At 70.6% G+C, this 27,000-nt stretch carries 30 protein-coding genes and 5 tRNA genes; 7 read left to right on the top strand and 28 right to left on the bottom strand.

Going from position 1 to position 27,000, the window contains the following annotated elements:
- The 3 genes from VGR32_RS09105 to VGR32_RS09095 form a co-directional block, all read right to left on the bottom strand.
- Nucleotides 1–141: GTP-binding protein (locus tag VGR32_RS09105; RefSeq protein ID WP_293523924.1), on the bottom strand; the 141-nt coding region annotated here is incomplete at its 3' end.
- Between the two features lie 51 nt (nucleotides 142–192).
- Nucleotides 193–266, bottom strand: a tRNA-Gly gene (locus tag VGR32_RS09100).
- Between the two features lie 41 nt (nucleotides 267–307).
- Nucleotides 308–391: transfer RNA gene (locus tag VGR32_RS09095), tRNA-Tyr, on the bottom strand.
- Between the two features lie 140 nt (nucleotides 392–531).
- Here VGR32_RS09095 and rlmB point away from each other — a divergent pair.
- Together rlmB and VGR32_RS09085 are read left to right on the top strand one after the other, a co-directional pair.
- A complete protein-coding gene (gene rlmB / locus VGR32_RS09090; protein ID WP_414642903.1) occupies nucleotides 532–1,410 on the top strand; it encodes a 23S rRNA (guanosine(2251)-2'-O)-methyltransferase RlmB in 879 nt (292 codons plus the stop codon).
- A gap of 50 nt (nucleotides 1,411–1,460) precedes the next feature.
- Complete coding sequence (locus tag VGR32_RS09085) at nucleotides 1,461–2,297, top strand: TerC family protein (RefSeq protein ID WP_327449897.1); 837 nt, start codon at nucleotides 1,461–1,463, stop codon at nucleotides 2,295–2,297.
- Between the two features lie 35 nt (nucleotides 2,298–2,332).
- Here the strand turns inward: VGR32_RS09085 and metG are convergent, their stop codons facing one another.
- On the bottom strand, nucleotides 2,333–4,036 hold the full coding sequence (metG, locus tag VGR32_RS09080; protein WP_327449896.1) for a methionine--tRNA ligase: 1,704 nt from the start codon (nucleotides 4,034–4,036) through the stop codon (nucleotides 2,333–2,335).
- Between the two features lie 83 nt (nucleotides 4,037–4,119).
- Here metG and VGR32_RS09075 point away from each other — a divergent pair, with 83 nt between their 5' ends.
- Entirely contained in the window at nucleotides 4,120–4,488 is a 369-nt protein-coding gene (locus tag VGR32_RS09075) for a glyoxalase superfamily protein (protein ID WP_327449895.1), read from the top strand.
- On the opposite strand, the gene VGR32_RS09070 is transcribed toward VGR32_RS09075, so the two are convergent.
- Nucleotides 4,485–5,822: an MATE family efflux transporter gene (locus VGR32_RS09070; RefSeq protein WP_327449894.1), complete on the bottom strand. Its 1,338-nt coding sequence runs from the start codon at nucleotides 5,820–5,822 to the stop codon at nucleotides 4,485–4,487. The genes VGR32_RS09075 and VGR32_RS09070 overlap by 4 nt on opposite strands.
- A 4-nt stretch (nucleotides 5,823–5,826) precedes the next feature.
- Entirely contained in the window at nucleotides 5,827–6,228 is a 402-nt protein-coding gene (locus tag VGR32_RS09065) for a DUF1489 domain-containing protein (RefSeq protein WP_327449893.1), read from the bottom strand.
- A gap of 64 nt (nucleotides 6,229–6,292) precedes the next feature.
- On the opposite strand from VGR32_RS09065, the gene VGR32_RS09060 reads away from it, so the two are divergent.
- Nucleotides 6,293–6,688, top strand: a complete 396-nt coding sequence (locus VGR32_RS09060) for a putative quinol monooxygenase (RefSeq protein WP_327449892.1) — start codon at nucleotides 6,293–6,295, stop codon at nucleotides 6,686–6,688.
- Nucleotides 6,689–7,182: 494 nt separating this feature from the next.
- On the opposite strand, the gene VGR32_RS09055 is transcribed toward VGR32_RS09060, so the two are convergent.
- Together VGR32_RS09055 and VGR32_RS09050 are read right to left on the bottom strand one after the other, a co-directional pair.
- Nucleotides 7,183–9,231: an acetyl/propionyl/methylcrotonyl-CoA carboxylase subunit alpha gene (locus VGR32_RS09055; protein WP_327449891.1), complete on the bottom strand. Its 2,049-nt coding sequence runs from the start codon at nucleotides 9,229–9,231 to the stop codon at nucleotides 7,183–7,185.
- Between the two features lie 38 nt (nucleotides 9,232–9,269).
- The gene (locus tag VGR32_RS09050; protein WP_327449890.1) at nucleotides 9,270–10,133 is read right to left on the bottom strand and encodes an enoyl-CoA hydratase-related protein; all 864 of its coding nucleotides are present in this window, start codon (nucleotides 10,131–10,133) and stop codon (nucleotides 9,270–9,272) included.
- A gap of 65 nt (nucleotides 10,134–10,198) precedes the next feature.
- On the opposite strand from VGR32_RS09050, the gene VGR32_RS09045 reads away from it, so the two are divergent.
- Nucleotides 10,199–10,561, top strand: a complete 363-nt coding sequence (locus tag VGR32_RS09045; protein ID WP_327449889.1) for a DUF2200 domain-containing protein — start codon at nucleotides 10,199–10,201, stop codon at nucleotides 10,559–10,561.
- 46 nt (nucleotides 10,562–10,607) lie between these two features.
- On the opposite strand, the gene VGR32_RS09040 is transcribed toward VGR32_RS09045, so the two are convergent.
- From VGR32_RS09040 to VGR32_RS09030, 3 genes are all read right to left on the bottom strand, one after another.
- On the bottom strand, nucleotides 10,608–10,919 hold the full coding sequence (locus VGR32_RS09040; protein WP_327449888.1) for a hypothetical protein: 312 nt from the start codon (nucleotides 10,917–10,919) through the stop codon (nucleotides 10,608–10,610).
- A 195-nt stretch (nucleotides 10,920–11,114) separates the two neighbouring features.
- Nucleotides 11,115–12,707 (bottom strand): carboxyl transferase domain-containing protein, encoded by a 1,593-nt coding sequence (locus tag VGR32_RS09035; RefSeq protein WP_327449887.1) that lies wholly within the window; start codon nucleotides 12,705–12,707, stop codon nucleotides 11,115–11,117.
- Between the two features lie 37 nt (nucleotides 12,708–12,744).
- Nucleotides 12,745–13,551 (bottom strand): hypothetical protein, encoded by an 807-nt coding sequence (locus VGR32_RS09030; protein ID WP_327449886.1) that lies wholly within the window; start codon nucleotides 13,549–13,551, stop codon nucleotides 12,745–12,747.
- Nucleotides 13,552–13,649: 98 nt separating this feature from the next.
- Between VGR32_RS09030 and VGR32_RS09025 the strand changes: the two genes are divergently transcribed.
- Nucleotides 13,650–15,485 carry a patatin-like phospholipase family protein gene (locus tag VGR32_RS09025; RefSeq protein ID WP_327449885.1) on the top strand — a complete coding sequence of 612 codons (1,836 nt, stop codon included), beginning with the start codon at nucleotides 13,650–13,652 and terminating at the stop codon, nucleotides 15,483–15,485.
- Here the strand turns inward: VGR32_RS09025 and VGR32_RS09020 are convergent.
- The 14 genes from VGR32_RS09020 to murA all read right to left on the bottom strand — a co-directional run bounded on the left by VGR32_RS09020 (nucleotide 15,367) and on the right by murA (nucleotide 24,083).
- The gene (locus VGR32_RS09020; RefSeq protein ID WP_327449884.1) at nucleotides 15,367–16,167 is read right to left on the bottom strand and encodes a methyltransferase domain-containing protein; all 801 of its coding nucleotides are present in this window, start codon (nucleotides 16,165–16,167) and stop codon (nucleotides 15,367–15,369) included. The genes VGR32_RS09025 and VGR32_RS09020 overlap by 119 nt on opposite strands.
- A gap of 21 nt (nucleotides 16,168–16,188) precedes the next feature.
- Nucleotides 16,189–16,265: transfer RNA gene (locus tag VGR32_RS09015), tRNA-His, on the bottom strand.
- Between the two features lie 58 nt (nucleotides 16,266–16,323).
- Entirely contained in the window at nucleotides 16,324–17,082 is a 759-nt protein-coding gene (locus tag VGR32_RS09010) for a M48 family metallopeptidase (protein ID WP_327449883.1), read from the bottom strand.
- 132 nt (nucleotides 17,083–17,214) lie between these two features.
- Nucleotides 17,215–17,952, bottom strand: coding sequence for an energy transducer TonB (locus VGR32_RS09005; RefSeq protein ID WP_327449882.1), 738 nt, complete (start codon nucleotides 17,950–17,952; stop codon nucleotides 17,215–17,217).
- A 19-nt stretch (nucleotides 17,953–17,971) separates the two neighbouring features.
- The gene (locus tag VGR32_RS09000; RefSeq protein WP_327449881.1) at nucleotides 17,972–18,409 is read right to left on the bottom strand and encodes a biopolymer transporter ExbD; all 438 of its coding nucleotides are present in this window, start codon (nucleotides 18,407–18,409) and stop codon (nucleotides 17,972–17,974) included.
- Between the two features lie 5 nt (nucleotides 18,410–18,414).
- Nucleotides 18,415–19,332 carry a tonB-system energizer ExbB gene (gene exbB, locus VGR32_RS08995; protein ID WP_327449880.1) on the bottom strand — a complete coding sequence of 306 codons (918 nt, stop codon included), beginning with the start codon at nucleotides 19,330–19,332 and terminating at the stop codon, nucleotides 18,415–18,417.
- Nucleotides 19,333–19,654: 322 nt separating this feature from the next.
- Nucleotides 19,655–19,730 (bottom strand) — tRNA-Phe (locus VGR32_RS08990).
- Nucleotides 19,731–19,795: 65 nt separating this feature from the next.
- Nucleotides 19,796–19,966, bottom strand: coding sequence for a DNA gyrase inhibitor YacG (locus VGR32_RS08985; protein WP_327449902.1), 171 nt, complete (start codon nucleotides 19,964–19,966; stop codon nucleotides 19,796–19,798).
- The gene (locus tag VGR32_RS08980) at nucleotides 19,960–20,970 is read right to left on the bottom strand and encodes an RNA-binding protein (protein ID WP_327449879.1); all 1,011 of its coding nucleotides are present in this window, start codon (nucleotides 20,968–20,970) and stop codon (nucleotides 19,960–19,962) included. Before VGR32_RS08980 ends, VGR32_RS08985 begins: the two co-directional genes overlap by 7 nt.
- Nucleotides 20,967–21,542: a Maf family protein gene (locus tag VGR32_RS08975; protein WP_327449878.1), complete on the bottom strand. Its 576-nt coding sequence runs from the start codon at nucleotides 21,540–21,542 to the stop codon at nucleotides 20,967–20,969. The genes VGR32_RS08980 and VGR32_RS08975 overlap by 4 nt, the downstream gene beginning before the upstream one ends.
- Before the next feature lie 11 nt (nucleotides 21,543–21,553).
- Nucleotides 21,554–21,775 (bottom strand): translation initiation factor IF-1, encoded by a 222-nt coding sequence (infA, locus tag VGR32_RS08970; protein ID WP_013269122.1) that lies wholly within the window; start codon nucleotides 21,773–21,775, stop codon nucleotides 21,554–21,556.
- Nucleotides 21,776–21,880: 105 nt separating this feature from the next.
- A complete protein-coding gene (locus VGR32_RS08965; RefSeq protein WP_327449877.1) occupies nucleotides 21,881–22,345 on the bottom strand; it encodes a UPF0262 family protein in 465 nt (154 codons plus the stop codon).
- Nucleotides 22,342–22,806: a DUF2948 family protein gene (locus tag VGR32_RS08960; protein WP_327449876.1), complete on the bottom strand. Its 465-nt coding sequence runs from the start codon at nucleotides 22,804–22,806 to the stop codon at nucleotides 22,342–22,344. Before VGR32_RS08960 ends, VGR32_RS08965 begins: the two co-directional genes overlap by 4 nt.
- Complete coding sequence (gene murA / locus VGR32_RS08955; RefSeq protein ID WP_327449875.1) at nucleotides 22,803–24,083, bottom strand: UDP-N-acetylglucosamine 1-carboxyvinyltransferase; 1,281 nt, start codon at nucleotides 24,081–24,083, stop codon at nucleotides 22,803–22,805. Before murA ends, VGR32_RS08960 begins: the two co-directional genes overlap by 4 nt.
- A 344-nt stretch (nucleotides 24,084–24,427) precedes the next feature.
- Between murA and VGR32_RS08950 the strand changes: the two genes are divergently transcribed.
- A tRNA-Thr gene (locus VGR32_RS08950) sits at nucleotides 24,428–24,502 on the top strand.
- On the opposite strand, the gene VGR32_RS08945 is transcribed toward VGR32_RS08950, so the two are convergent.
- From VGR32_RS08945 to VGR32_RS08935, 3 genes are all read right to left on the bottom strand, one after another.
- Nucleotides 24,481–24,900, bottom strand: coding sequence for a hypothetical protein (locus VGR32_RS08945; protein ID WP_327449874.1), 420 nt, complete (start codon nucleotides 24,898–24,900; stop codon nucleotides 24,481–24,483). The two genes, VGR32_RS08950 and VGR32_RS08945, sit on opposite strands and share 22 nt — an antisense overlap.
- A 49-nt stretch (nucleotides 24,901–24,949) precedes the next feature.
- Complete coding sequence (gene msrB, locus VGR32_RS08940) at nucleotides 24,950–25,417, bottom strand: peptide-methionine (R)-S-oxide reductase MsrB (RefSeq protein ID WP_327449873.1); 468 nt, start codon at nucleotides 25,415–25,417, stop codon at nucleotides 24,950–24,952.
- A 78-nt stretch (nucleotides 25,418–25,495) separates the two neighbouring features.
- The gene (locus VGR32_RS08935; protein ID WP_327449872.1) at nucleotides 25,496–26,971 is read right to left on the bottom strand and encodes a hypothetical protein; all 1,476 of its coding nucleotides are present in this window, start codon (nucleotides 26,969–26,971) and stop codon (nucleotides 25,496–25,498) included.
- Nucleotides 26,972–27,000: the final 29 nt, after the last annotated feature.

Here is a 27,000-nt window from a genome sequence, read left to right as displayed (position 1 = left end):
GTACTTCTTCGCCGTCGCGCCGCCCGACTTCGCCAGCGTCATCGTGATCGCCGCCGTCAGCGTCGTCTTGCCGTGATCCACGTGACCGATCGTGCCGATGTTGCAGTGCGGCTTCGTGCGTTCGAACTTTTCCTTGGCCATGGCCAAAACTCCTGCGGCCCGGAAGGTGGGCGGTTGTCAGCGTTCAAAATCTGGAGCGGGTAGACGGGATCGAACCGACATCCTCAGCTTGGAAGGCTGCTGCACTACCATTGTGCTATACCCGCATTCGCTTCGGAGCGCCTCCAGACGGGTTTCGCGACGCGCGTGGTGGGGGAAGCAGGACTCGAACCTGCGAAGCTTACGCAGGGGATTTACAGTCCCCCCCCTTTGCCGCTCGGGACATTCCCCCAGCGCGCGTCATGAAACCTCATCGGGCGCCCGGCGCTTGTTCGGCGTCGGACGAAAGGCCTCGGCATCCCGCGACGCCTGGTTTAGAGGGGCGCCGGACCCGGAAAACCCTAGGGGCCCCAAATCGGAGCGCGTCTTATAGTGTCGTCGAAACGCGAACGCAACGACCGGAAAAGGGCCTTTTCAGGCCGGCCGAAAGGCCCGCCGCACGGACCTCAGAAGGCCGCCGCCACGGGCCCGGACGCGGGCAGGACGCGCCGCGCGGACGGCGACAGGGCGGCGCGGGGCAGGGTCGATCCCGACCATTTGCTGTGGGGTCGGCATCCGGTTCTGGCGGCGCTGGCGAATCCGGCGCGCAGGGGGATGGGCCGGCTGATCGCGACGCCGGAACGCGCCGCCGAGATCGAGGACGGTGGTCTGGCACCGCACGGCCACCGCGCCGAGGTGATGGACGGCGCCGAGATCGCGCGGATGCTGCCGCCGGGCGCGGTGCACCAGGGATTCGTCTTCAAGGTCGCGCCGCTGGAGGGCGTGCCGCTGTCCGAGCTGGCCGATCCGGCCCAGGGCGTGATCGTCATGCTGGACCAGATCACCGACCCCCAGAACGTCGGCGCGATCTTCCGCTCGGCGCTGGCCTTCGGCGCGCGCGGCGTCGTGGTGCAGGACCGGCATTCGCCGGCGCTGGCGGGCGCGCTGGCCAAGGCCGCCGTGGGCGCCACGGAGCGGTTGCTCCATGCCCGGGTGACCAACCTCAGCCGGGCGCTGGAGACCCTGGCCGAAGCCGGCTGGCGCGCCGTGGGGCTGGACGGGTCGACGGACGTGGATCTGGCCGACGCGCTGGACGGAGGTCCGACGGTGCTGATCATGGGATCCGAAGGCGACGGCATCCGCCGGCTGGTGGCCGAGCACTGCGACGTGCTGGCGCGCATTCCGATGCCTGGCGGGTTCGAGAGTCTGAACGTGTCGAACGCCGCGGCGGTGGCGCTGTATGAGGCGACCCGTCCTCGCCGCGGAACCTGACGCGGCGCCACGGCTTGCCTGACTGCCCTCCCCTGCCCTAGAGGCCGCCCATGGAATTCGCCGAGCTCTTCACCCCCGCCGCCCTGACCGCGCTCGGTCAGGTGCTGATGATCGATCTCGTCCTGGCCGGCGACAACGCCGTGGCCGTGGGGCTGGCCGCCGCGGCCCTGCCGGCGGAGCAGCGCCGCAAGGCCATCCTGATCGGTCTGGCCGCAGCGGTGGTCATGCGCATCGGCTTCGCCCTGATCACCGTGCAGCTGCTGGCGATCGTCGGCCTGCTGCTGGCGGGGGGCTTCCTGCTGCTCTGGGTGTGCTGGAAGATGTGGCGCGAGCTGCGGGAGCAGGCCACGCACGATCAGGCCGAGGCCGAGCACGAGCTGGAGCTGGCCATGCAGATCGAGCACGGCAAGGGCCCGTCGCCCGAGGAGCTGGGCCTGAAGCGCAAGAGCTTCGGCGCCGCGCTGCTGCAGATCATGATCGCCGACGTGACGATGAGTCTGGACAACGTGCTGGCCGTGGCCGGCGCGGCGCATGCGCATCCCTGGATCATGGTCTTCGGCCTGATCCTGTCGATCGCCCTGATGGGCGTGGCGGCGACCTTCATCGCCAAGATGCTGAACCGCCATCGCTGGATCGCTTACGTCGGTCTGGTCATCGTCCTGTACGTCGCCCTGCACATGATCTGGGACGGCTACCGTTCGGTGGTGGTCCGGACGGGCAACCTCGAGGCCTACAACGCCTCGGCGCCCGGCTTCCTCGAGATTCCCGAAAAGGAGGTGGCCAAGCACCTGAAGGGGATGCGCAGCGAGGACAGCGCGCTGCCCGGACCGCCGACGCCGACCCGACCGGGCGACGCGCCGCCGCCGGTCGAGGTCCCGGCGCAGTGATCGAAGGGGGCCCGGAGCGATCCGGGCCCTTTTCCCTATGCGGCGCCGCCGAAGCGGGCGGACCACTCCGCGACCTGGGCGTCCTCGATCTTGGCGAACAGCACGCCCTGATGCGCGACCGGTCGGCCGGCGGGCACGGCGGTCAGCCACGCCTCGTCCGCGGCGGGCCAGGTGAGGTCGGTCGCGCCCACGGAGGTCGCGATCCTCTCCGCCGCGAACGGCAGGATCGGCGCGGCCAGGCGGGCGAACAGGGCGACCAGGTTCAGGCCGGTGCGAACGCCGACGGCGGCGGCGTCGCGGTCGGTCTTCAGCGCGGTCCACGGGGCCGCGACCTGCAGGTACTCGTTGCCGAGAACCCAGGCGGCGCGGACGGCGGCGGCGGCCTTGCGGAACTCCATGGCCTCGAACTGCTCCGTCGCCTCGGCGATCGCGGCGCGCAGGTCAGTCTCGAGCTGCGCCTCGACGGGGCCCGGCTCACCGCCGTCGGGCACCACGCCGTCGAACTTCGACTCCGTGAACTTGACGATGCGGTTGACGAAATTGCCCAGCACGTCGGCCAGATCCTTGTTCACGGCGGCCTGGAACTGCTCCCAGGTGAAGGCGGTGTCGGAGTGCTCGGGACCATAGGCGGTCAGATGCCAGCGCCAGTAGTCCGCCGGCAGCAGTTCCAGCGCCTGGTCCATGAAGACGCCGCGTTTCTGGCTGGTCGAGAACTTGCCGCCATACCAGTTCAGCCAGTTGAAGGCCTTGAGCTGGTCGACCGTCTTCCACGGCTCGCCAGAGCCCAGAATGGTGGCCGGGAAACTGACGGTGTGGAAGGCGACGTTGTCCTTGCCCATGAACTGGACGTAGCGGACGTCGTCCGCGCCCGCGTCCAGCCGCCACCAGGATTTCCAGTCGCCGCCGGTGGCGTCGGCCCACTCCTCGGTGGCGCCCACGTATTCGATGGGGGCGTCGAACCAGACGTAGAACACCTTCCCTTCCATGCCGGGGCGCGGGGCGCCGTCGTGGCCGACCACGGGGACGCCCCACTTCAGGTCGCGGGTGATGCCGCGGTCGATCAGGCCCTCGTCGAGGTGCTTCAGCGCGATGGACTTCGCCAGCGTCTGCCAGCCCGACTTGGAGCCGATCCAGTCGCGGATGGCGCCCTCCAGCTTCGTCTGCAGCAGATAGAGGTGGCGGGTGTCGCGGACCTCGAGATTCCGGCTGCCGGACACCGCCGAATAGGGGTCGATCAGGTCAGTCGGGTCCAGCAGGCGGCCGCAGTTGTCGCACTGGTCCCCGCGGGCCCCCACGTGGCCGCAATGGGGACAGGTCCCCTCGACGTAGCGGTCGGGCAGGAAGCGGGCGTCGTCGACGGAGTAGATCATCCGGTCGACGCGTTCCTCTATGTAGCCGTTGGCCTCCAGAATGTTCGCGAAGTGCTGGGTCAGGCGGCGGTTGGGCGCGTTGGAGCTGCGGCCGAACCAGTCGTAGCTGAGCCCGAAGGCCTCGCCCGCCCGCTTCTGGATCTCGTGCTGCTCGTCGCAGTAGGTCCGCACGTCCTGGCCGGCGGCGGCGGCGGCCAGTTCGGCGGGCGTGCCGTGCTCGTCGGTGGCGCAGATGTAGAGGACGTCGTGCCCCTGCGCCCGCTTGAACCGGCTCCAGACGTCGGCGGGCAGCATCGAGCCCGCCAGGTTCCCCAGATGCTTGATGCCGTTGATGTAGGGCAGCGCCGAGGTGACGAGGATGCGGGCCATGACGTCCGGGGAGATTGGGGGAAGGTGTGGCATATAGAGGGGTGAGGCCAAGCCGTCACCCGCCCCGCCTCAGGAGGTCGAAGATGGCCATCATCCCCACCGTGAAATGCGCGCGGATCGCGACGTCCGTGAAGTTCTACACCGAGATCCTGGACTTTCGGGTCCGGGAGGAATGGTCGGTTCTGACAGACCCCGGGTTCGCCTGGCTGGAGCGGGAGGGGCACGTGATCAATCTTTCCAGTCATGCGGGGGACGGCGTTCCGGGCCAGGCGGTGGTGGTCGAAGTCGCGGACGTCGACGCCCTGTTCGCGGGCTTCCGTGCTCGGGGGCTCGACCCCTCGGGCAAGCCGGATTCGCCGGTGCACCAAGGGCCCTTGAACCAGACCTGGGGGACCCGCGAATTCTACGCCGACGATCCCGACGGCAATGTGCTGCGCTTCACCCAACGCTAGGCCAGCCGCCGGGCGATGCGGACGAAGCGGCCGGTCAGCAGGCTGGCGGAGATCAGACTGGCGACGATCACGGCCCAGACTAGACCGTCGACGCCGAGGCGCGGCGCCAGCCACCAGCCCAGGGGCATCATGATCGCGCCGTAGGCGGTGAAGTGCATGATGGTGGGCCACCAGACGTCGCCGGCGGCGCGGTTGGCCGAGGCGGCCACGACCTGGATGCCGTCGGCCACGAAGAACAGGGTGGCGAGGATCAGGGCCGGGACGGCGATGGCCAGCAGCGCCGGGTCCCGACCGTAGGCCCCGACGACCAGACCGGCGCCGGGCCAGACGATAAGGGCGATCATCAGGGTCACGGCGGAGACCACGCCGACGCCCACCAGCCCCGCCCGCATCACGCCGCGGCCGTCGGAGGCGCCGTACGCGCGTCCCACCAGCACGGCGGTGGCCGAGGACAGGCCCATCGGCACCATGAAGACGATGGCCGAGACGTTGATGACGACGGCCCAGGCGGCGGTCTCGTCGGCGCCGAGCCGGCCGGCGAACAGGGTCATGGCGGCGAAGGCCGACACCTCGATGAAGTAGCTGGAGCCCGCGCCGGCGCCGATCTTCAGCTGATCGCGCGCGGCGGCCGGATCGGGGCGGGGCTTCGAGAATATGCCCAGTGCCTGCGCCTCCGGCAGGCGCAGGATGTAGATCAGGAGGAAGGCGGCCAGCGCCGCGCGGGCGCCGAAGGTGGCCCAGGCGGAGGCGACCGCGCCGTCGACGCCCAGCCCCATCAGGTCCGGCACCAGCAGCAGGTTCAGCGCGAGGTTTACGACATTGGCGACCCAGATGGCGGCCATGCTCATCTTCGGCTTGCCCAGCGCCTCGATGAACAGCTGGGCCGTGGCCGAGAGCAGGTAGAAGGGCAGCGACAGCGAGAACACGATCAGGGCCGGCGAGGCGCCCTCCGCCAGACCGGCCTCCAGCCCCGCGGCGCGCAGGCCGATCGGGCCCAGCAGGATCAGCAGCAGGGCCGAGCCGAGGCCGATCTGCAGGGCGAACACGATCCCCCGGCGCAGCACCGCGCCGACGTCGTGAGGCCGGCCCTCGCCCAGCATGCGGGCGGCCATGACCTGCACGCCCATCATCAGACCGACGGCGGTGGTCAGGACGACGGAGGTCGGGGCCCAGGCCAGCGAATGGAAGGCCAGTTCGCGGCTGGCGAAGTTGCCGACGACGATGGCGTCGGTCAGGCCCATGGTCATGACGCCGAGGCGCGCCATGACGACCGGCCAGGCCAGCCGGGCCAGATCGCGCGTCGCCGTGCGGGTTTCGGGGCTGAGGCCGGTCATGCGCTCACCACGCCCCCAGATCGCGCAGCTCGCGCACCAGATCGTCGGGCAGGTCGGTGACGCCGGCCGAGGTCAGGTCGGCGGGGGCGTCGCGCGGGTCGAGGTAGCGCCAGCCCTGGAAGGGGCGGCGGCCCAGCGGCGCGGTGCGGATCACCTGCGGCTCCAGCAGGATCTCGCAGCGCGACGCCTTGCCCTCGCCGCGTGTGACGATCTCGCGGATGGGCTGGCGACAGGCGACCGTGCCCTTGATCACCCAGTAAAGGGAGCCGCCCTCCTCGACCTCCTGGGCGCGCTTGGGCGTCATGCGGGTGTGCACCACGAGAGGCGCGCCGCCGGCGGCGCGGCGCTCCAGCCAGTCGACGTCGGAGACGCCGACGCACAGTTTGATGAGGTGGAGGGACGACATGGGAGGGCGCATCTGGCCCCGATTTCCTCCGGCGCCAAGGGGCCGGATGCGCTATCGTGCGCCGATGACGGGCAGGCGCGGATTTCTGGCGGGGGCGGCGGGCCTGGCGGTCCTCGGACTGGCCCCGCCGGCGCGCGCGGAGGGCACGATGTACGGACTGATCGGCAAGATGACGGCCCATGCGGGCAGACGGGACGAGCTGACCGCCGTCCTTCTGGAAGGACTGGGCCGCATGCCCGGCTGTCTGAGCTACGTCGTCGCGCACGACCCGGAGGACGCGGACGCCATCTGGGTGACCGAGGTCTGGACCGACGCGGCGTCGCATCAGGCCTCGCTGCAGACGCCGGAGGTCAGGGCGGCGATCCAGAAGGGCCGGCCGCTGATCGCCGACTTCTCCGACGCGGTGACGACGACGCCCGTCGGCGGCGTGGGACTGGGCGCGCCCGCCGGGCACGGCTGAGCGCCCCGCCGCGAGACGGCGAGGTTGGAGGGCGGGCGGAGCGCCGGGCGCGAAGCCCGGAGAAGATAAGTTTTACCGTTTCGGCTTCGCGTGACGCTCCGCGCGCATGGTTTTCCGGAAGCCCGCGTCGGGTGGCGCTGTTCACGCCTTACCGCGGTCGCCTCCGGCGGGCGGCGACGTCCTGCGACGTCTGCCGGATCGGTCCGAGTATCCCCCTCGACCCTTGCCGGATCTCATCTCTTGGTGAGACCCGTCGGCCCCGCCGCCCGAAGGCGGCGAGCCCCGCTCCACACGCTCCCGCCGCCGCAAGGTCGCAGGCCTCACGAGCCCTCCGGTGCGACGGGACGAAAGGAGGGTGGGTCAGGTCCGGAGCGACGTCGACGCCGACGTCGAAGTTTTCGAGGGGGCGCTGATCCCGCTGGAGAAAACGGTGTGGGTCATCGCAGTTCGGCGGCGCCGGCCGACGGAATCCGTCTCTCCTTGCAAGAGAAGGATCAGTCCTTCGCCTTCACCACCGCCAGCACGGCGTCGGCGGCGACCTGGTCGCCTGCGGTCACGTTGATGGCCTCGACCGTGCCGTCGAAGGGGGCGGTCAGGGCGTGTTCCATCTTCATGGCCTCGAGCGCCACGACGGGCTGACCCTTGGTCACCGCGTCGCCGGCCTTGATCGGGACGGAGACGATCTTGCCCGGCATGGGGGCGCGCAGGGCGCCGTCGGAGGCGGCGGCGGAGCCGCTCGCCCCGGAGACCTGGGGCGGCGTGATGCGTACGGCCTGCCCCCGATCGAACAGCACCAGATCGTCGCCGACCATGTTCTGGCCGAACGTGCGGTCGCCGACGAAGACGGAGCCGTGGCCCCAGTTCCCACAGTCGTAGCGGACGGGGACGCGCTTGCCGTTCACTTGGACCAGCCAGGTCGAGTCGTGGGACTGAGCCGAAATAGCGTCGCGCTCGACGCGCTCGCCGTCCATCTCTAGAACCCACAGGCCGCGCGGCTCAGCGTTGAGACGAAACCCGAGCGCTCCGGTGGTCGCGTCCCACGCTCCGTAGTCATTGTGGCGCGGCTCGGAACCCGGTTCGTAATGCTTCTCAGCATAGAGCCCGACAGCCGCGAGCGCGCGTTCCGGGCTGCTTGTCGGCATAAGCCCCTCCCCCTCCGCCGCGATGAAGCCGGTGTCGACGTCGCCGGAGACGAAGCGGGGGTGTTCCAGGCACCGCACGAGGAAGCCGGCGTTGGTGCGGACGGGCCAGACCTCGACCTGGGCGCAGGCGTCGGCGAGGGCCTGGGCCGCGGCCTCGCGGGTGTCCTCATGCACGATCAGCTTGGCGATCATGGGGTCGTAGAATTGGCTGACCTCGCCGCCCTCATAGGCGCCGGTGTCGACGCGGACGGAGCGCGTAGCCGCCCCCTCCACCGCTTCGCGGTCCCCCTCCCCCGCTGCGCGGGGGAGGATGAAATGCTCCAGCTTGCCGATGCTGGGCAGGAAGCCGGTCGCGGGGTCTTCGGCGTAGAGGCGGGCCTCCATGGCCCAGCCTTTGATCGACAGTTCCTCCTGCTTCAGCGGGATCGGTTCGCCCGCGGCGACGCGGAACTGCCATTCGACCAGGTCGACGCCGGTGATGGCTTCGGTGACCGGGTGTTCGACCTGCAGGCGGGTGTTCATCTCCATGAACCAGATGCGGTCGGCGCGCAGGCCGTCGGAAGCGTCGGCGATGAACTCGATGGTGCCGGCGCCGCGGTAGTCGACGGCCTTGGCCGCGCGGACGGCGGCGGCGGTGACGGCGTCGCGCGTCGCGGCGTCCATGCCGGGGGCCGGGGCCTCCTCGATCACCTTCTGGTGGCGGCGTTGCAGGGAGCAGTCGCGTTCGAACAGGTGGACGACCTCGCCCCTGCCGTCGCCGAAGACCTGCACCTCGATGTGGCGCGGGCGGGTGATGTAGCTCTCGATCAGGACGCGCGGGTCGCCGAAGGAGGACTGGCCCTCGCGCTGGGCGGAGGCCAGGCCGTCGGCGAAATCCTCGGCGCGTTCGACCAGCTTCATGCCCTTGCCGCCGCCGCCGGCGACCGCCTTGATCAGGACGGGGAAGCCGATGCGCTGCGCCTCAGCCGTCAGGGTTTCTATGGACTGATCCTCGCCCTGATAGCCGGGGGTGACGGGCACGCCGGCCTCGATCATCAGCTTCTTGGCCGCGTCCTTCAGGCCCATGGCGCGGATGGAGTGGGGCTTGGGGCCGATCCAGATCAGGCCCGCTGCCTCGACCGCCTCTGCGAAGTCGGCGTTTTCCGACAGGAAGCCGTAGCCGGGGTGGATGGCCTCGGCGCCGGTGTCTTTCGCCGCCTGCAGCACCTTGACGGCGTCCAGATAGCTGTCGCGCGCCGGGGCCGGACCGATCAGGACGGCCTGATCCGCCTCGCCCACGTGCAGGGCGTCGGCGTCGGCCTCCGAGTGGACCGCGATGGTGCGGAGGCCCATGCGGCGGGCGGTGCGGAAGACGCGGCAGGCGATCTCGCCGCGGTTGGCGACCAGGACGGACTTGAACATGTCGCGTTCCTAGCGTGGCCGCCGGGAACGCGCCACCGTCACTCCGCCCAGTGGGGCTTGCGCTTGTCGAGGAAGGCGCGGACGCCTTCCTGACCCTCGTCGGAGACGCGGGCGCGGGCGATGCGGCGGGCCGTGTCGTCCATCAGGGAGGAGTCGACATGCTTGCCGGCCACGTGGTGGACCAGACGCTTCGACTCGCCCATCGCGCCGGGCGCGTTGGCGCGCAGGGAGTCGCTCAGCGTGCCGATCATGCCGTCCAGCGCGGCGGCGTCGGGCAGGACCATGTCGATCAGGCCGATGTGGGCCGCGTAGTCGGCGTCGAACACATTGGCGGTGAGGAACAGCTGGCGCGCCTTGCGGGGCCCGACGGCCTCGACGACGTAGGGCGCGATGGTGGCGGGGATCAGGCCCAGCCTGACCTCGCTGAAGGCGAACTTCGCGCCCTTGACCGCCACGGCCATGTCGCAGGCGGCGACCAGGCCCGCGCCCCCGCCCATGGCCGCGCCCTCGACCAGGGCCACGGTCAGGGCCGGGACGTCGTGCAGCGCCTTGAGCATCTTCGCCAGACCCATGGCATCGTCGCGGTTGTCGCCCTCGGACCAGTCCACCGCGTCGCGCATCCATTCGAGGTCTGCGCCGGCGCAGAAGGTTCCGCCCGCGCCGCGCAGGAAGACCACGCGGATTCCGTCGGACCCGTGCAGGGTGACGAAGGCCTCGTGCAGGGCGGCGATGGTGGCGGCGTCGAAGGCGTTCCTCTTCTGCGGCCGGTTGATCGTGACGAAGACGGTCCCGTCGGCGCCGGCGTCGATGCGGACCAGGTCGTCGTTCGCGTCGGGCGCGGCGTCCAGCACCAGCGGATGGGCGATGGCATTGTCGGCGGCGTCTTCGGTGGGGTGGACCATGTTCGTCTCCTGCGGTGCGTCGCCTATAACGCGCGGAGGGCCGAAGGGGACAGGGAAGCTTCGCCATGGCGACGAAGGCCGAGGAACGCGTCCGCAGGACCAGCGTGGCCAGCGTGCACGTGCATTACGTGAACAAGGCCGCGAAGGCGGGGCGCGGGCGGGCGGAGGTGGATCAGGTGATCCGCTGGCTGACGGGCTATTCGCAGGCGCAGCTGGACGCCCTGCTGGCCGACGGGACGACGTTTCAGGATTTCTTCGACCGCGCGCCGGCGATGAACCCGAACCGGGTGCTGATCACCGGCGTGATCTGCGGCCATCGGGTCGAGGAGATCGAAGACCCGTTCATGCAGGAGCTGCGGCGCCTGGACAAACTGGTCGACGAGGTCGGCAAGGGGAAGGCGATGGAGAAGGTGCTGCGGGTGGGGTGATGAGCGGGACGGCGCCATTGTTGCGCCAGGCCAACGACCTTGTCGCTTAGCGAGGACCGGGATGCTCTCGGAGGGCCTCCAGCAGCCGCTCAGCGTCGCGCACGCGCAACTGCAGCACCGCTGGGCGACTGCCGCTGATCACCAGCCGCACGTTGCTGCCATTCCAATCCTGATGCGGCTCGGCTGATACGTACTTGAGCGCCACACGATGTGCGAAGCCCGCAATCGGCACCGGCGCAATCATGAGGAAGGGGAACGTCAGCGTCACGCACAGTTCGCTGCGTGTGACCGCCACAATGAGGCACCTCGAGGCGGGAAGCCACTTGCCGCGCTCCGTGCCGGAGGCGGCTTTGTCCACGTAACGAGCGTCCGCGGGCGCGCGAGGAAGCAAGGGGAATCCCGCTTTCTGCCGACTCAGGATTGCCCACGCGATCCAAGGCGGCCACGTCAGCAGCAAGCCGACGCCCCAGACAATCAAGAATACTCGTTCAGCCGACATGGTCAGTCTCAGGCGGTGGATGCATGCTGTTCATGCCCGTCCTGCCACTGTGCTTCACATCCGGAACACGCCGAAGTCCGTCTCCGGGATGGGCGCATTGAGGCTCGCCGAGATCGCCAGGCCCAGCACGTCGCGCGTCTGGACGGGGTCGATGACGCCGTCGTCCCAGAGGCGGGCGGTGGCGTAGTAGGGGTTTCCCTCGTCCTCGTACTTCTGGCGGATCGGGGACTTGAAGGCCTCGGCGTCCTCGGCCGACCAGGTCTCGGCGTCGCGGTGCACCGTCGCCAGCACCGAGGCGGCCTGTTCGCCGCCCATGACGCTGATGCGGCTGTTGGGCCAGGTGAAGAGGAAGCGAGGAGAATAGGCGCGGCCGCACATGCCGTAGTTGCCGGCGCCGAAGCTGCCGCCGATCAGGACGGTGAACTTCGGCACCTCGGCCGAGGCGACGGCGGTGACCAGCTTGGCGCCGTTCTTGGCGATGCCCTCGGCCTCGTACTTTCCGCCGACCATGAAGCCGGAGATGTTCTGCAGGAAGACCAGCGGGATCTTCCGCTTGCAGGCCAGCTGGATGAAGTGGGCGCCCTTCAGCGCGCTTTCGGAGAACAGCACGCCGTTGTTGGCCAGGATGGCGACCGGATAACCCCAGATGCGGGCGAAGCCGCAGACCAGCGTCGTGCCGTAGTCGCGCTTGAACTCGTCGAAGTCGGAGCCGTCGACGGTGCGGGCGATGACCTCGCGCACGTCATAGGGGGCGCGGACGTCGTCGGGGATGATGCCGTACAGGTCCTCGGCCGACAGGGCCGGCGGGCGCGGCTCGCGCACGTCCAGCGGCACGTCCTTGACCGTGTTCAGATTGGCGACGATCGCCCGCACGATCTCCAGCGCGTGCTCGTCGTTCTCGGCCACGTGGTCGACGACGCCCGAGCGGCGGCCGTGGGTCTCGGCGCCGCCCAGCTCCTCGGCCGAGATGACCTCGCCGGTGGCCGCCTTCACCAGCGGCGGGCCGGCCAGGAAGATGGTGCCCTGGTTGCGGACGATGACCGTCTCGTCGGACATGGCCGGGACGTAGGCGCCGCCGGCGGTGCAGGACCCCATCACGCAGGCGATCTGGGGGATGTCGCGGGCCGACATGCGGGCCTGGTTGAAGAAGATGCGGCCGAAGTGGTCGCGGTCGGGGAAGACCTCGGCCTGGTGCGGCAGGTTGGCGCCGCCGGAGTCGACCAGATAGACGCAGGGCAGACGGTTCTGTTCGGCGATCTCCTGGGCGCGCAGGTGCTTCTTGACCGTCATGGGGAAGTAGGCGCCGCCCTTCACCGTCGGATCGTTGGCGACGATCATGACCTCGCGGCCCGAGACGCGACCGATGCCGCAGATCATGCCGGCGCCGGGGGCCTCGTCCGCATACATGCCGAAGGCGGCCAGCTGGCCAATCTCCAGGAAGGGCGAGCCGGGGTCCAGCAGGCGCTCGACCCGGTCGCGGGGGAGCAGCTTGCCGCGCGAGGTGTGGCGATCCCGCGCCTTGTCCGAGCCGCCGCGGGCGGCCGTGGCCACGCGGGCGCGCAATTCGTCGCGCAGGGCGCGGTTGTGGGCGTCAAGCGCCCTGAAGGCGGGAGAGGACGTGTCGACGGACGAGGTCAGCCTGGGCATGGACCGGGTTTAGGCGGGGCCGCGTCGCCCGCCAAGCCTAGCGCACGAACTCGTAGGTGCAGACGGGGCGGTCGACGATCAGGCTGCCGTCGGGATTGACGACGAACTGGCCAGTCGCGGGGTCGACGCGCGGTTCGAGGTTCCGCTCGTTGCGGTCGCCGAGATAGACGCCCTCCAGAATCAGGCGGCGGTCGCCGTCCAGCCGGGCCGTGCCTTCCACGTCCAGCAGGGGCGGAACGAAGTTGCCGCCCGTCGGCGTCAGGGTGACGGCGCCTGTGCCCGGATCGAAGGCAATCGAGCCCCAGTAGTCGACGTAGCTTTCGAAGGGCTGCCAGGTCGCGCCGAATTTGCCGTCGTCGGTGAACTTCAGTTCCGCCAGCGGCTGGCCGGGGACGTGGCCGGGATCGCATTTTACGCGGTCCTGCCGCCATGTGCCGGTCAGGACGACCTCGTCGCGGCCGACGACGCGAAAGCGGACGCTGCCCGTGTCCTGACGATAGCGGCCAGTCAGGGTGACTTCCGTGCCCGGCGCGGCGTCGGGGGAGATGGTGACCGCGTCCCGGCCCGGCGCGATCGACACGACGGCGGCGGGGGAGGCCTCCAGCGACGACAGGCAGTGCGAGGGCAAAGTCTCCGACGACCACGGCGCGGGCGAGACGGCGGCCCCGACCGTGAGGGGCGCGCCCTGCCGGGCGAGCGCCGGGCTGACCGTGAGCACGAGATAGCCCTGGGTCTGCGTGCACCCGTCGTCGGCGGCCATGGGCATGACGGGCGGCTGCGGAGCCGGCGTGGCGCAGGCCGACAGGGCCACGGCGCCCGTGGCGACGATGCCGATGAACCGCATGGCTTTCCCTCCGTTGTCCTGCGCACCCTACACGCATCGATCCCGGCGCAAGCCTGACCGTTCGTGACCGGGCCGAGGAATCTGCAATAGTGAGGCGCATGAGCCCCGCTCGCCGCGACACGCTGGACGCCGCCCTGCACGACCTGTTCGCGCGCGAGGCGGAGAGCCGGGCCAGCTGGTTCGCCCTGACCGGCGGCGAACGGCTGTTCGGCGAGGGCGACCCGGCGGACACCCTGTATCTGCTGCGCGCCGGGCGACTGGGCGTCTTCGGCGGCGACGGAGAGACGCCGCAGTTCCTGGGCGTGGTTCGGCCCGGAGAGCCGGTGGGCGAGATGGCCATGCTGGCCGGCACCGCCCATACGGCCGAGGTCGTGGCCCTGCGGGATTCCGAAATCCTGGCCCTGCCCCGCGACGCCTTCTTCGACACCGCCCGCAGCCATCCGGACCTGATGGTCGAGCTGTCGCGCCTGATGATCCGCCGGGCGCGGGACCAGAAGAGCGCGGTGGCCGAGCCCAGCGTGTTCGGCTTCATCTCGGCCCGCCCCCGGCCGATCCGGGCCTTCGTCGAGCGTCTGTGCGCCGCGATCGAGATGATGGGCTTCAGCTGCAAGGTCGTGGATCACTCCGCCCTGTCGAGCGTGGCCGAGTGGTTCACGCGGGTGGAGGACGCGCACGACTACGTCCTGTACGTAGCCGAGGCGGACGAGCCGGCGTGGGCGGGCCTGTGCGCGCGGCAGGTGGATCGCCTGTTCGTCGTCGGCGATCCGTTGATGGCGCCGGACGTGTCGAAGATCCCGCATAATCCGCAGCTGGAGGCGCGGCGCCGGACCGACCTGCTGCTGCTGCGCGACGCGCGCATGCCGCGGCCCGCCAACACGCCGGTCTGGCTGAAGGCGGTGAATCCCGGACGCTGGTTCCACGCCCAGGACGGGGACGCCAACGACGCAGAGCGGCTGGCGCGGGTGGTGACGGCGACCTCGGTCGGCCTGGTGCTCTCCGGCGGCGGGGCGCGAGCCTATGCCCACGTCGGCGCGATCGACGCCCTGCGGAAGGCGGGCGTGCCGTTCGACTTCGTCGGCGGCGCCTCGATGGGCGCCATCGTGGCGGCGGGGCCGGCGCTGGGCTGGAGCCAGGCGGAGCTGGAGGCGCGGCTGAAGAAGGCCTTCGTGGACTCCGACCCGCTGTCGGACATCACCTTCCCGATCGTGGCCATGACGCGGTCGCGGAAGGTCGAGCGGCTGCTGGAGGAGGCCTATGGCGACGTCGAGATGTCGAACATGCCCCTGCCCTTCTTCGCGGTGTCGACGAACCTGACGCGCGGCGGGATCGAGGTGCACCGGCAGGGGTCGCTGAAGCGCGCCATGCGGGCCACGATCAGCATTCCCGGGGTGATGCCGCCGGTCGTGCAGGACGGTCAGGTGCTGGTCGACGGCGCGGTGATCGACAACTTCCCCACGGCCGTGATGCGCCAGTTCAACGCCGGGCCGATCGTCGGCGTGGACATGAGCCAGGCCCGCGGCGTCGATCCGCAGGGGCTGAAGAACCCCCCGTCGTGGTGGAAATGGGTGACCACGGGCGCCTGGAAGCGCGGGCCGCCGATCGTCGGCGTCCTGATGCGGGCGGCGACCCTGACCACGGACGCCGAGCTGGAGCACGCGCGGGCGCGGGCCGACCTGCTGATCCAGCCGGAGCCTGAAGGCATGGACATCCGCGACTGGAAGGCGTTCGACGTGGCCGTGAAGGCGGGGCGGCAGGCCACCGAGCAGGTGCTGGCGGAACTGGAGGGGCCGGTCACCCATCTGCGCCGCCCGCGGGTCAGCCCCGACGCGCCACCAGGAACAGACGCGGGAACGGCAGCAGCACCGCGCCGGAGGCTCGTGCCGGGAAGGCGTCGGAAAGCGCCGCGCGCAACCGCGACAGGAAGCCCCGGCTGAGGTCCGGATCGTCGGCCAGCGCCGCGAGATGCGGCCGCAGTCCGGCGCCCATCAGCCACTGGAGAATGGGGTCGGCGCCGTGCAGCACATGCAGATAGGTCGTCGACCAGAGGTCGATCTCGCCGCACGCGGGGGACAGGAGGTCGTGATACGCCTCGGGCGCCAGCATCGGACGGGGTGCGCGGGCCAGGTTTGAGAGACGTGGCGCCCATGGACCGTCGGCGGCGACGTCGGCGACCACCTGATGATGACGCGTGCCGGACTGGATGGGCATCTGCACGGCCAGCACGCCACCTTCGGACAGGAAGCCCGCAAGACGGGGGAACAGGGCCGCGTGGTCGGCCGCCCAGTGCAGCGAGGCGTTGGCGAAGATCAGATCGACGCGACCTTCGGGCGCCCACGTCGAGACGTCGCCCTGCTCCCACATCACGGCTTCGGGCCGGGCGCGGCACACGTCCAGCATCGCGAGATCTCGGTCGAGGCCGTGGACCTGCGCCTCCGACCAGCGGCGCTTCAGCAGGGCGGCGTGACGCCCCGTGCCGCAGCCGAGGTCGTGGATCGTGCGCGGTTCGAAACCGGCAGGCAGTCGGACGAGCAGATCAAGCGCGGCGCGGTCGCGCTCGGCTTCGAAGCGGTCGTACCGGGCGGGATCCCACGGCGGACCTTCGGGGGCGGCGGTCATGCGCTGGTCCCCCGGGGAGGATGGTACCGCCTCTCAGGCTTGAACTGAGGACCTCCGGCTCCACAAACCGGCGCTCTAACCAACTGAGCTAAGGCGGCGCGACATCGCGAGGGGGCGGATGTAGCGGCCTTCCCCCCCGCGATCAAGCGACGATCGTCAGGCGTAGCCGCGCTCGCGGATGTAGGCTTCCAGCTCCGCGATGCGGGTGGAGTCAGACGGGTGGGTGGAGGCGAACTCCGGCGTGGCGGTCTGGCGCTGGGCCGCCATCAGACGCCACAGGGCGACCGATTCCGAGGCGCGGTAACCGGCGCGGACCATGTAGTCGACGCCGAGACGATCGGCCTCCAGCTCGTCGCGGCGCGAGAAGGGCAGCAGCACGCCCAGCTGGGCCCCGAAGCCGCCCAGCGCGCCGACCGCCTGGCCGTAGTCGCCGGCCACGCCCTGCGCGGCCTGGATGCCGATGGAGGTCAGGGCGGTGGAGGAATAGCGCTCGGCCGCGTGCTGGGCGACGACGTGACCGACCTCATGGCCGAGCACGGCGGCCAGCTGGTCGTCGTTGCGGACCAGCGACAGAAGGGAGGTGGTGACGCCGATCTTGCCGGACGGCAGGACGAAGGCGTTGGGCTTGTCCGACACGAAGACGGCGTATTCCCAGCCGCGGCCGGTCAGACCGGCGGCCTGAACGATCTTGCCGCCGACGTTGCGGACGCGGGCGTTCAGCGCGGCGTCGCGGGACACGGGCTGTGTGCGCAGCGTCTGGGCCCAGGCGGCGTCGGCCTGCTGCTGAAGGGCCGAGTCGTCGACGATCAGCAGCTGGTTGCGGCCCAGCGCCTCATTGTAGGCGCAGGCGCCCACGGACAGGGCGGCGGCGCAGGCCGCGAGGGCCATCGGAACGGGACGGAACAGGCGGCGCATGGCGGCTCTCCCAGTGGATTCTGAACCCGGGAGAAACGCGGAACGGCGAAGGTGGTTCGCGCGGACGGCGGGCAAAGAAAAACGCCCCGCGGCGCGAACCGCGGGGCGTTCATCGACGTCAGTCGGATCGGGTCACTGCTCCGCGATGCGGAACGGCACATTGACCACGATCGAGGCGTTCTCCGCTGCGCCGTCGACGGTCCGCGGCGACAGCTGGCCGCGTTCCACGATGCGGACGGCGGCGCGTCCGAAGCCGTATCCCGACGGGCTTTCCGACACGACCTGGCAGTTGGTCGGACGCCCGCTGCTCGGAACCGTGCAGCGAACCGAAGCCTGGCCGCTGGTGCCCGACTGGAGGGCGCGGTCCGGAATGTCCCGCTCGGTCGGGGTCGGACGACGCGACCACTGCGGGTTGGTGATCACCGACGGGCGGGCCGGAGCCGGCGGGGCCGGCGGCGGCGGCGGACCGGGAACGATGACCGGCGGCGCGGTGTATTCGACGCGGTCTTCCTTCTTGGTCGGCTCGATGTTGATCGTCACCGGCGGCGGCGGGGCCTGGGTGTTGAGCACCGGCTCGCGGATCTGCAGCTTCGGCGGCGGAGGCGTGTCCGGCGGCGGAGGCGGCGGAGGCGGCGGCGGAGGCGGCGGAGGAACCGGCTCGATGAGCTCCACCTCGACGGACTCGTCGACGTAGTTGAACTCCTTGAGCTTGAACTTCTGCGCCGCCAGCCAGGCGAACATCAGAGCGTGGAGCGCCAGGATGAAGATGCCGATGCCGATCAGGACCGGCAGGGGCACGCCCAGGAAGCCCTTGGACTTCGGCGGATCCAGCAGCGGATTGCGGCGTGGCGTGACGGGAGTGTCGGTCATGGTGCTGTCCTTGCTCCCCTCACTGCTCGTTCGCGTCTTCGCCCACCAGGGCCACGGAGTAGAATCCGTTGTCCTGCAGCGCGTTCATGACCTGCATGAAGTCGCCGTAGCGGGTCTGCTGGTCGGCGCGGATGAAGATCCGCTCGTCCGCCGGGTTCCGGTTCGGGAGCTGCGTCTGCAGCTCCGTGCCCAGTTCGCCGACGCTGGTCCGGAAGTCGCCGATGTAGACGTTCCCGTTCTCCTGGATGGAGATGTAGACCGGCTTCGGCGGGTTCTGGGCAGGCTTGGCGACGGCCTTGGGCAGCGCGACCTCCACCGACACGGTGGCGAGCGGAGCCGCCACCATGAAGATGATCAGCAGCACCAGCATGATGTCGACGAACGGCGTGACGTTGATCTCGCTGTTCTGTTCGATCTGGTACTTGCCGCCCCCACCGCCTGAAAGTTTGGCGGCCATGCCGATTACGCCCCCTTGTCGAGCTGACGCGAGATGGCGTTCAGCAGTTCAGCCTGGAAGCCGTCCGAGCGGGTGCCGTACGAAGCGATGCGGGTGTTGAAGTAGTTGTAGAAGATAACCGCCGGGATGGCCGCGAACAGACCGATGCCAGTGGCCAGCAGGGCCTCGGCGATGCCGGGGGCGACGACGGCCAGGTTGGTCGTGTTGGTGTTCGCGATGCCGATGAACGAGTTCATGATCCCGTACACGGTGCCGAACAGACCGATGAACGGACCGGTCGAGCCGACCGAGGCGAGGAACTGCTGACCGCCCGACAGGCGCTTCGACAGACCCGACTGGACGGCGGCCACGGCGGCCGAGGCGCGCGTCAGGGCCGAGTCGCGGTGGTCGCCGGCGACGCTGAGGCCGGCCGAACGCGACAGCTCGATCTCCTCGGTTGCCGCGGCGGCCATGTCGGCGAAGGGGTTGCCCTCGAACTCGTCCGAGGTGGCGATGCGGCGCATGTCGGCGATGGTGCGGGCGCCGCGGAACGCTTCGAGGAAGCGGTCGGTCTTGGAGTTCAGCGCGCCGAACTCGAACAGCTTGATAAGCAGCAGGGCCCACGAGAAGACCGAGGCCAGCAGCAGGCCGATCATCACGACCTTAACGACGATGTCGGCTTCCATGAACATGCCGACGACGGTCAGCTTGCCATGTTGTTCGCCGCCGACGGCGCCCGGCTCGGCCGGATCTTCCGCGGTGGTGGTGGCGGCGGCGTCGGTCGCCGGAGCCGTGGTCGGCGGAGCGGCCGGCGTGGCGGTCGCGGCGGCGCCCGTGGCCGGAGCCGGAGCGGCGGGGTCCTGGGCCAGCGCGGGCGTGGCCGCCATGAGGGCGGCGGCGCCGGCCATGGCGAGGAGGATGTTCGTCTTCTTGCTATCGAGCATTTTTCGCCAGTTCCTGCGTTGGTCTGACCCGTGAAAACCAATGAAACCCCGGAAATCCGGCGTTCCGTGAAACCTGAGCGTCGTTCCCCTCGCCTTCGGCCAAGGTTGCAACGCGTCCGACCGTAACCGGTTGCCGTCCGAGCGGGGCTCGATCCGGGCCGGTCAGGGCCAAGCTGCTTTGACGAAGCCATAACAGCCCGTCAAGACCGCGTTCCCGCTTTTCTCCCGGCACGGGAGGACGGCGGTTCAGGCCGAACGGTGGTCGCAGAAAGCGACAATTTCGTGATGGTGAACGGAACCGCGGAGGCGACGACGGGAGGGGTGGTGCCTGGGGGCGGATTCGAACCACCGACACGCGGATTTTCAATCCGCTGCTCTACCAACTGAGCTACCCAGGCCCGGGCGATCCGCGCGGGGAGCGGGGTCTGTAGCGAGGCCCGGCGGGCTTGTCCAGCGCGTGATTTCAGTCCTCCGGCGACTCCGTCGGGGCGGCCTCTTCCACGGGCTCGCCGGGGACGGCGTAGACCCCGCCCAGCCAACGCTGCAGGTCCACGTCGGCGCACCGGCGCGAGCAGAAGGGGCGGTATTTCGGGTCCGCCGGCGCGCGGCGGCAGATGGGGCAGTCGCTCATGATCGGTCCTCGGCGACCATATGGGCGCCGGGGGCGCGGTCCGCATCCGGGCGCAGGACGGCGCGAGGTCCGAGCCGCGCCACCAGCGGAGCCGCGACGGACGCCTCTTCCGGAGACAGGTGCAGCTCCAGCCGCGGGGCGGCCCGGTCCTGGAGAAGGGCGAGTCGAAGCGCCCGCACGCCCGCCAGCGCGCCGCGCAGGGCGGGTCCGTCGCGCCGCAGCGCCTCCTCCACCGGCGTCCGGGACCATGGCAGACTGAGCTGCAGCAGGCCGAACCGGCTGAGGGGCCCGAAGGCGACCTGCGGACCGTCGAAGGCCGCGCGCGCGGCGGCCATGATCCTTTCGCCGTCCTGGGCCCCGCCGATCAGGTCGACGACGACCAGACCGGCCCACCCTTTCAGTCCGATGAGACGGGCGGCCTCGGCCAGTCCCCGGCGATTCGCGCGGTCGCGCGCGGCGCGGGGCGCGTCGGCGGACAGATCCAGATCGACGGCGATCAGGGCGCGGGTGCGCTGAACGACGAGGTCGAGCCCGAGGTCGCCCACCACGACGCGGTCAGACAGGGCCTCCTGCTCGGCCTCCATGACGGCGTGGATCGCGTCCGCCCCTTCGACCGGCGCGACGCCGGGCGCCGCGGCCGCGAGCAGGTCGCGGACGGTCGGGCCGGGCGCCAGAAGGCGCGGAGCCCCCTCCCCCGCGCCCAGGCGACGGAGGGTCGGACCCTTGGCCTCGCGCGGCTCGGCGACCACCTCGAGCTCCAGCCGTTCGCCGACGGCGCCGGCCTTGCCGGGAAGGAAGCCGTGAGGTCCGTCGCAGCCGAGGTCGACGAAGGCGGCGTCAAGGCCGCGTGCGCGCTCGATGACCCGCCCGACGACACGGGCGCCGAGGCGATGCTGCGGCGGCGTGCCCTCGCGGTCGATCAGCAGGTGGATGAAACGGCCTTCGCGGGCGACGCAGCCGCGAGTCTCGCCCGGCGTCTCGTCCAGCCAGGCCTCGACGTCGCTCACGGGCGCGTCCAGCCGACGCCGGTCAGAAGTTGCATCGTCTCATACAGGGGCAGGCCCATCACGGCCGGGTGGCTGCCGACGATGCGACGGACGAAGGCGCCCGCGGGCCCCTGGATGGCATAGCCGCCGGCCTTGCCGCGCCAGTCGCCGGTGGCGAGGTAGCGGACGATCTCGCCGTCGCTCAGCGGCTTGAGGGACACGCGCGTCTCGACCACGCGGGTCGACAGGCGCTCGCCGCGCGCCACGGCGACGCCGGTGAAGACGCGGTGATTGCGGCCCGAAAGCAGACGCAGAAACCGTTCGGCTTCCGCCGCGTCGGCAGGCTTTTCCAGCAGACGGCGACCGACGGCCACCACGGTGTCGGCGGCCAGGACGACGGCCTCGGGCGCGCGGTCGGCGACCACGCGCGCCTTGGAACGCGCCAGCCGTTCGGCCAGTCGGGGCGGCGTCTCTGATTTCTGCGGAGTCTCGTCGACGTCGGCGGGATCGACGCGATCGGGCACGACGCCGATCTGGGCCAGCAGCTCCAGCCGGCGCGGGCTGGCCGAAGCGAGGACCAGCAGGGGGCGCAAGGGCGTGACCCTTACTTGAAGCGGTAGGTGATGCGGCCCTTGGTCAGGTCGTAGGGCGTCATCTCGACCAGCACCTTGTCCCCGGCCAGCACGCGAATGCGGTTCTTGCGCATCTTGCCCGCCGTGTGGGCGATGATCTCGTGGTCATTCCCCTCGAGCAGCACGCGGAACGTGGCATTGGGCAGCAGTTCGCTGACCACGCCGGGAAACTCGAGCAGTTCTTCCTTAGCCATGCGGCCTCTCTCGCCCGGGGTACATGCGGCGCGTCGGGCGGACCGCGCTTCAAGGCGCGGGCGTATGCACGATTACGGCGGGAAAGTCGAGGCGCGGCCCGCGCCTCACGCCCGGCGGAACAGGGCGCACACGAGAGTGAACAGGCGCCGCGCCGTTTCGTGGTCGATCTCGATCTTGCCGTCGAGACGGGCCTTGAGCGCTTCGGCGCCCTCGTTATGCAGACCCCGGCGGCCCATGTCGACGGCCTCGATCTGCTGGGGCGAGGTGCCGCGCAGCGCCTCGTAATAACTGTCGCAGATGCGGGCGTAGTCGCGGATGACCCCTTTCAGCGGGGTCAGGGAAAGGCCGTGGGCGCGGGCGTAGTCCGGCCCCGACACGTCGAGCACCAGCCGGCCGTCCAGGGTCGAAAGCTTCAGGGCGTAGGGTCCGCCGGAGGCCCCGGCCGGGACGAAGTGGTTCTTTTCCACCAGATCGAAGATGGCGACACGACGCTCATGCTCCATTTCGGCGGTGGCCGGCCCGAGGCTGTCGGCGTCGAGATCCACGGAGGCCAGACGGTGATCGGTCACGGCCGGGGCTCCGGCCCTTCGGCGGCGTCGTCCGCCGCCGGATGGGCCGGCAGGGCCTGGGCCTTCCAGCGGGGCGTCAGATCGGCGACGACGGCGTCGAGACACTCGACCTGGACCGACAGGTCGCCTCCGCCCGCGAACATCAGCAGGACCTGTCCGCCCGGCGCCTCGCCGGGCACGAAATGGAGGGCCAGCAGTTCCAGCGCGGCGTCCGGGCCGCGGGGGAGCTGTCGGCTGCGCACCGCCTGCACGTCGCCGAGCTGCAGGGCCGACAGGACCCGCGTGCCGCCGCATTCCCAGCAGAAGCGACTGAGCGTCACCGTCAGTCGGCGGGCGGCTTTTTCCCACACGACGTCGCGTGGCCGCAGGATGGCGTCCTGGAGGGCCGCGGAAATGATCTGCAGGTCATCCTCGTCGTGGGCCAGAAGGCGCAGCGGTTCGGGCGCGGGCGCTTCGGTCATTCGCCCTCCTTCAACCGGGTGATCGTCGCGCCGCAGGCGGTGAGCTTCTCTTCCAGCCGCTCGAAGCCGCGATCCAGATGATAGACGCGGTCGACCACCGTCCTGCCCTCGGCCGCCAGTCCGGCGATCACGAGACTGACGGAGGCGCGCAGGTCGGTGGCCATGACCGGCGCGCCGATCAGATGATCGACGCCCTTCACCACCGCCTCGCCGGCGTGGACGTGGATGTCGGCGCCCAGGCGACTGAGCTCCGGGGCGTGCATGAAGCGGTTCTCGAAGATGGTCTCACGGATGCGGCTTTCGCCCTCGGCCAGGGTCATCAGCGTCATGAACTGGGCCTGCAGGTCGGTGGCGAAGCCGGGATAGACCTCGGTCTCGACGTCCACGGCGCGCAGCCGGACGGCCGGATCGCGCCGGACCCGCACGCCGTCGTCGGTGGGCGTGACCTCGACCCCGGCCTGGATCATCTTGTCCGACAGGGCCGTCATCAGGTCGGCGCGGGCGCGCGTCAGGCGCACGTCGCCGCCCGCCATGGCCGCCGCGACGGCGAAGCTGCCCATCTCGATGCGGTCGGGGATGACCGGCCAGTCCGCGCCGCCCAGCGACGTCACGCCGGTGATGGTCAGGACGTCCGTGTCGACGCCCTCGATCTTCGCGCCCATGGCCGTCAGGCAGCGGGCCAGATCGCCGATCTCGGGCTCCATGGCCGCGCGACGGAGCACCGTCGTGCCCTGCGCCATCACCGCCGCGAGCATGGCGTGCTCCGTGGCCCCGACGGAGACGAACGGAAACTCGATCTCGGCGCCCCGCAGGCCGCCGGGGGCGACGGCGGAGACGTACCCCTCCTCCAGCTGGATGGCCGCGCCCAGACGGCTGAGCGCGTCCAGATGGAGATCGACGGGACGCGCGCCGATGGTGCAGCCGCCCGGCAGCGAGACGCGGGCGTGGCCGGTGCGCGCCAGCAGCGGGCCCAGCACGTTGAAGCTGGCCCGCATCTGGCGGACCAGATCATACGGCGCGAAGGTCGAGGTGATCTCGCGCGCGTGGAACAGGGTCTGCTGGTCCGCGCCGTCGCCGCTCTCGGTGACCTCGACGCCCAGCGCCTGCAGCAGGCGGCCGAGGAATTTGGTGTCGGCCAGACGGGGCATGTTCGTCAGGCGCAGCGGCTGGTCGGTCAGGATCGACGCGGCCATCAGCTTGAGCGCGGAGTTCTTGGCGCCGCTGACCGGAATGCTTCCGTTCAGCCGGGCGCCGCCCTGGATGGCGATGCGGTCCATGTCGATCCTGTCGCGCCGGGATCACGCCCGGCCGGTCGGTCTCTCTAGCGCGAGCGTGGTGCGCCGCGAAAGGGCGGCGGGCGGCCGATCAGGATGAACTTCCGTTGCCGTCGCTTTCAGGCGCCGACCCCGCCGAGACCTTGCGGCGACGAAGGTTGGCGCGCAGGGCCTGGGCGAGGCGGGCTTCGCGCTCCGTGAGGACGGGTTTCGGCGGCGTGGGCGCGGCGCGCGCGTCATCCTGAGACATGGTCGCCAGCCTCGCCGATTACGGATCGCAAATCGACCCAATTGAGGGCTTCCCCCCGCCCGGCCGCTTCGCTATACGGCCGCTTCCTCAGGTTTCCGCCGCCGTAGCTCAGTGGTAGAGCGCATCCTTGGTAAGGCTGAGGTCGGCAGTTCAATCCTGCCCGGCGGCACCACTCTCGAGCCGGCGATCGGACCCGCGCAGGGGCCGGTCGTCGGCGCTGAGCCCTCCTCCCCAATAGGTCGGGTCGTAGCCGCGGCCGTAGTCGTACGGACTGCGACGCTCGCCCTCCGAGTCCATGTAATGCAGCGTCAGGCGGCCGCCGCGGCCCACCGGCGTGGACAGGGAGCCGCCCCAGGACCGGTAGCCGCCGGTTCCCACCGCCACCGAAACCTCGCCGAACGTGCGGCTCTCGTCCCAGACCGGACCGGGCGCGGCGTCGCCGCGGGAAGGACTGCGATCGAGCCACGCCTGGATCTGCGGGTCGATGCGGACCACGGGATCGGGGGGCGGCGGCGGATCCTGGGGACGTCCGGTCGGGTCCAGCAGCAGGGCCAGGGCGGCGATCAGCATCGGGGCGTCTCCGGTTCGCCGGCCAGACTAGCCTCGATTGCGGCCAAGGTCAGGCGACGCCGTCGCCGCGGCCCAAGGGGTCCGGCAGCGGCTGTCCCTCGGGCACGAACGTCAGCGCCACCGAGTTGATGCAGTAGCGGAGGCCGGTGGGAGGCGGGCCGTCGGGGAAGACGTGCCCCTGATGCGAATCGCAGCGGGCGCAGCGGGTCTCGACCCGCACCATGCCGTAGCTGCGGTCCTCGACGGCGCGCACGTGGGCCTCGTCGACCGGCTGGGTGAAGCTGGGCCAGCCGGTGCCGCTTTCAAACTTCGTGCCCGCGCGGAACAGCGGCAGGCCGCATTCGCGGCAGCAGAAGACGCCCGGGCGCTTCTCCCCCAGCAGGACGCCGCAGAAGGGCGCCTCGGTGCCGTGGGCCAGCAGGACGCGCTTCTCCTCGCCGGACAGGTCGGCTTCCAGCGCCACGCGCTGGCCGTCGGAGGGCGGGGTGAGGTCGAAGCCGGAGGCGGACGTGGTCATGACCCTGAAATGGGAAGGGCCGGAAGAGGTTTCACCCCCTCCCGGCCCCGCCGGCGACGCCCGTCGCTCAGGAAAGGCTTAAAACAGCGAGGCGACCCAGGCCTTGACCGCGGCCTCGTCGGCCGGGTTGCCGGTGTAGGCGACGGTCGGCGTGACGGGCTGCAGGTGGCCCCGCGAGCGTCCGGTCCACGCCTTGTGACCGTATTCCAGGTCCGCGTAGTTCGACGGCAGGCGCAGGGTGGTCGGCTCCACGAAGATGGAACCGCCCGAGGTCGGCGTGCCGACGATGCGGACGTTCGGCAGCTGCACCAGGAGGTCCAGCAAATCCAGGCAGGCGCCGGCGCAGCCCTGGTCGACCAGGACGACGACCGGACCCTGAACCGGGTTGGCGGCGCCGGTGTCGGCCGGGGCCGGACGGCCCTGCAGGCTGAAGGTGTCCTGACCGGCCGCCAGGGCGGCGTCGAAGGCGGCCACGACGGCGCGCGTCTCCTCGATCACGGTGGGGTTTTCCGCGGCGAAGGCGGCGTCGCCTTCCATCCGGCCGAGCGTGTCGGCGAACCAGGCGCGGTTGTCGGCGGTGGCGCGGTAGGTGATCGATTCGGCGGCCGGCTGGCGGCTGACGGTGTATTCAGGCGACCAGATGCGGTTGGCGACGCCGTAGGCGCGACGCAGCGAGGTGTATTCGTCTTGGCTGGCGGCGCGCAGATCCAGCACGAAGCCGGTGGGGCCGCGCAGGCTTTCGACCGCGCCCTCGAGCTGGGCGTTGAAGGTGCGCCAGTCGGCCTCGTCGGCCAGGGTGTTGACGCGGATCCAGGGGCGGCCGCCGGCGTCCTCGACGGCCAGGGGCTGGGCGCCCGGCATGAAGACGGTGGCGCGATAGGCGGCCTCCATCGCCGGCGGGCTGACCGGCTGAATCTCGAGCGTGACGTCCCGCGGACGGCCGCGGCCCTGCTGGAACTTGCAGGTCTGGGGCACGCCGCGCGTGAACGGATTGTTGCGGTTCCACAGCAGGTACGGCGCGGAGTAGACGCGGCCGGCCTCGGTGTTCAGGTCGCCTTCCCACAGGTCCAGCTTCTGCTTGGCGAATTCCTCGATCGGAATGCCGTTGCACTCGGTGACGACCGAGCCGACCTGCGGCGCGCGGCGGGTTCCCGGCTGGACGTGGGTGACGACGTACTTGCCGTCGCGCCAGCCGGTGGTCACGCCCGCCCACGAGGTGGCGAAGTAGGGCCCCAGCAGGTCGAAGGTCGGGTCGATGCGGACGCTGGGGTCGCGGAAGCCGTTGGCGTAGTAGCGCATCAGGTAGGCGTGGCTGTCGCCGGAGTTGACGCGGCCGGTGAAGCCCTGGGCCTGGGCCAGACCCCCGTCCAGCCAGGCGCGGAAGGCGTCGCTGGCGACGCCGGGCGTGGTGAGGGCCGGATGGTTCTGGCGGATTTCCTCCTCGGCCCTGGCCAGATCCTGCTGGGCCAGAGCGCGGAAGTCCTGCGCGTGGGCCGCGGCGGCGCTCAGGGTCATGACGAGGGCGGACGCGGCGGTCAGCAGGCGAAGGGACATCGGGAACTCCGGGAAACCGTTCAAGCCGG

The organism is Brevundimonas sp. (assembly GCF_035935935.1).
Taxonomy (GTDB): Bacteria; Pseudomonadota; Alphaproteobacteria; order Caulobacterales; family Caulobacteraceae; genus Brevundimonas.
This window is presented reverse-complemented; position numbering and strand designations above follow the sequence as displayed.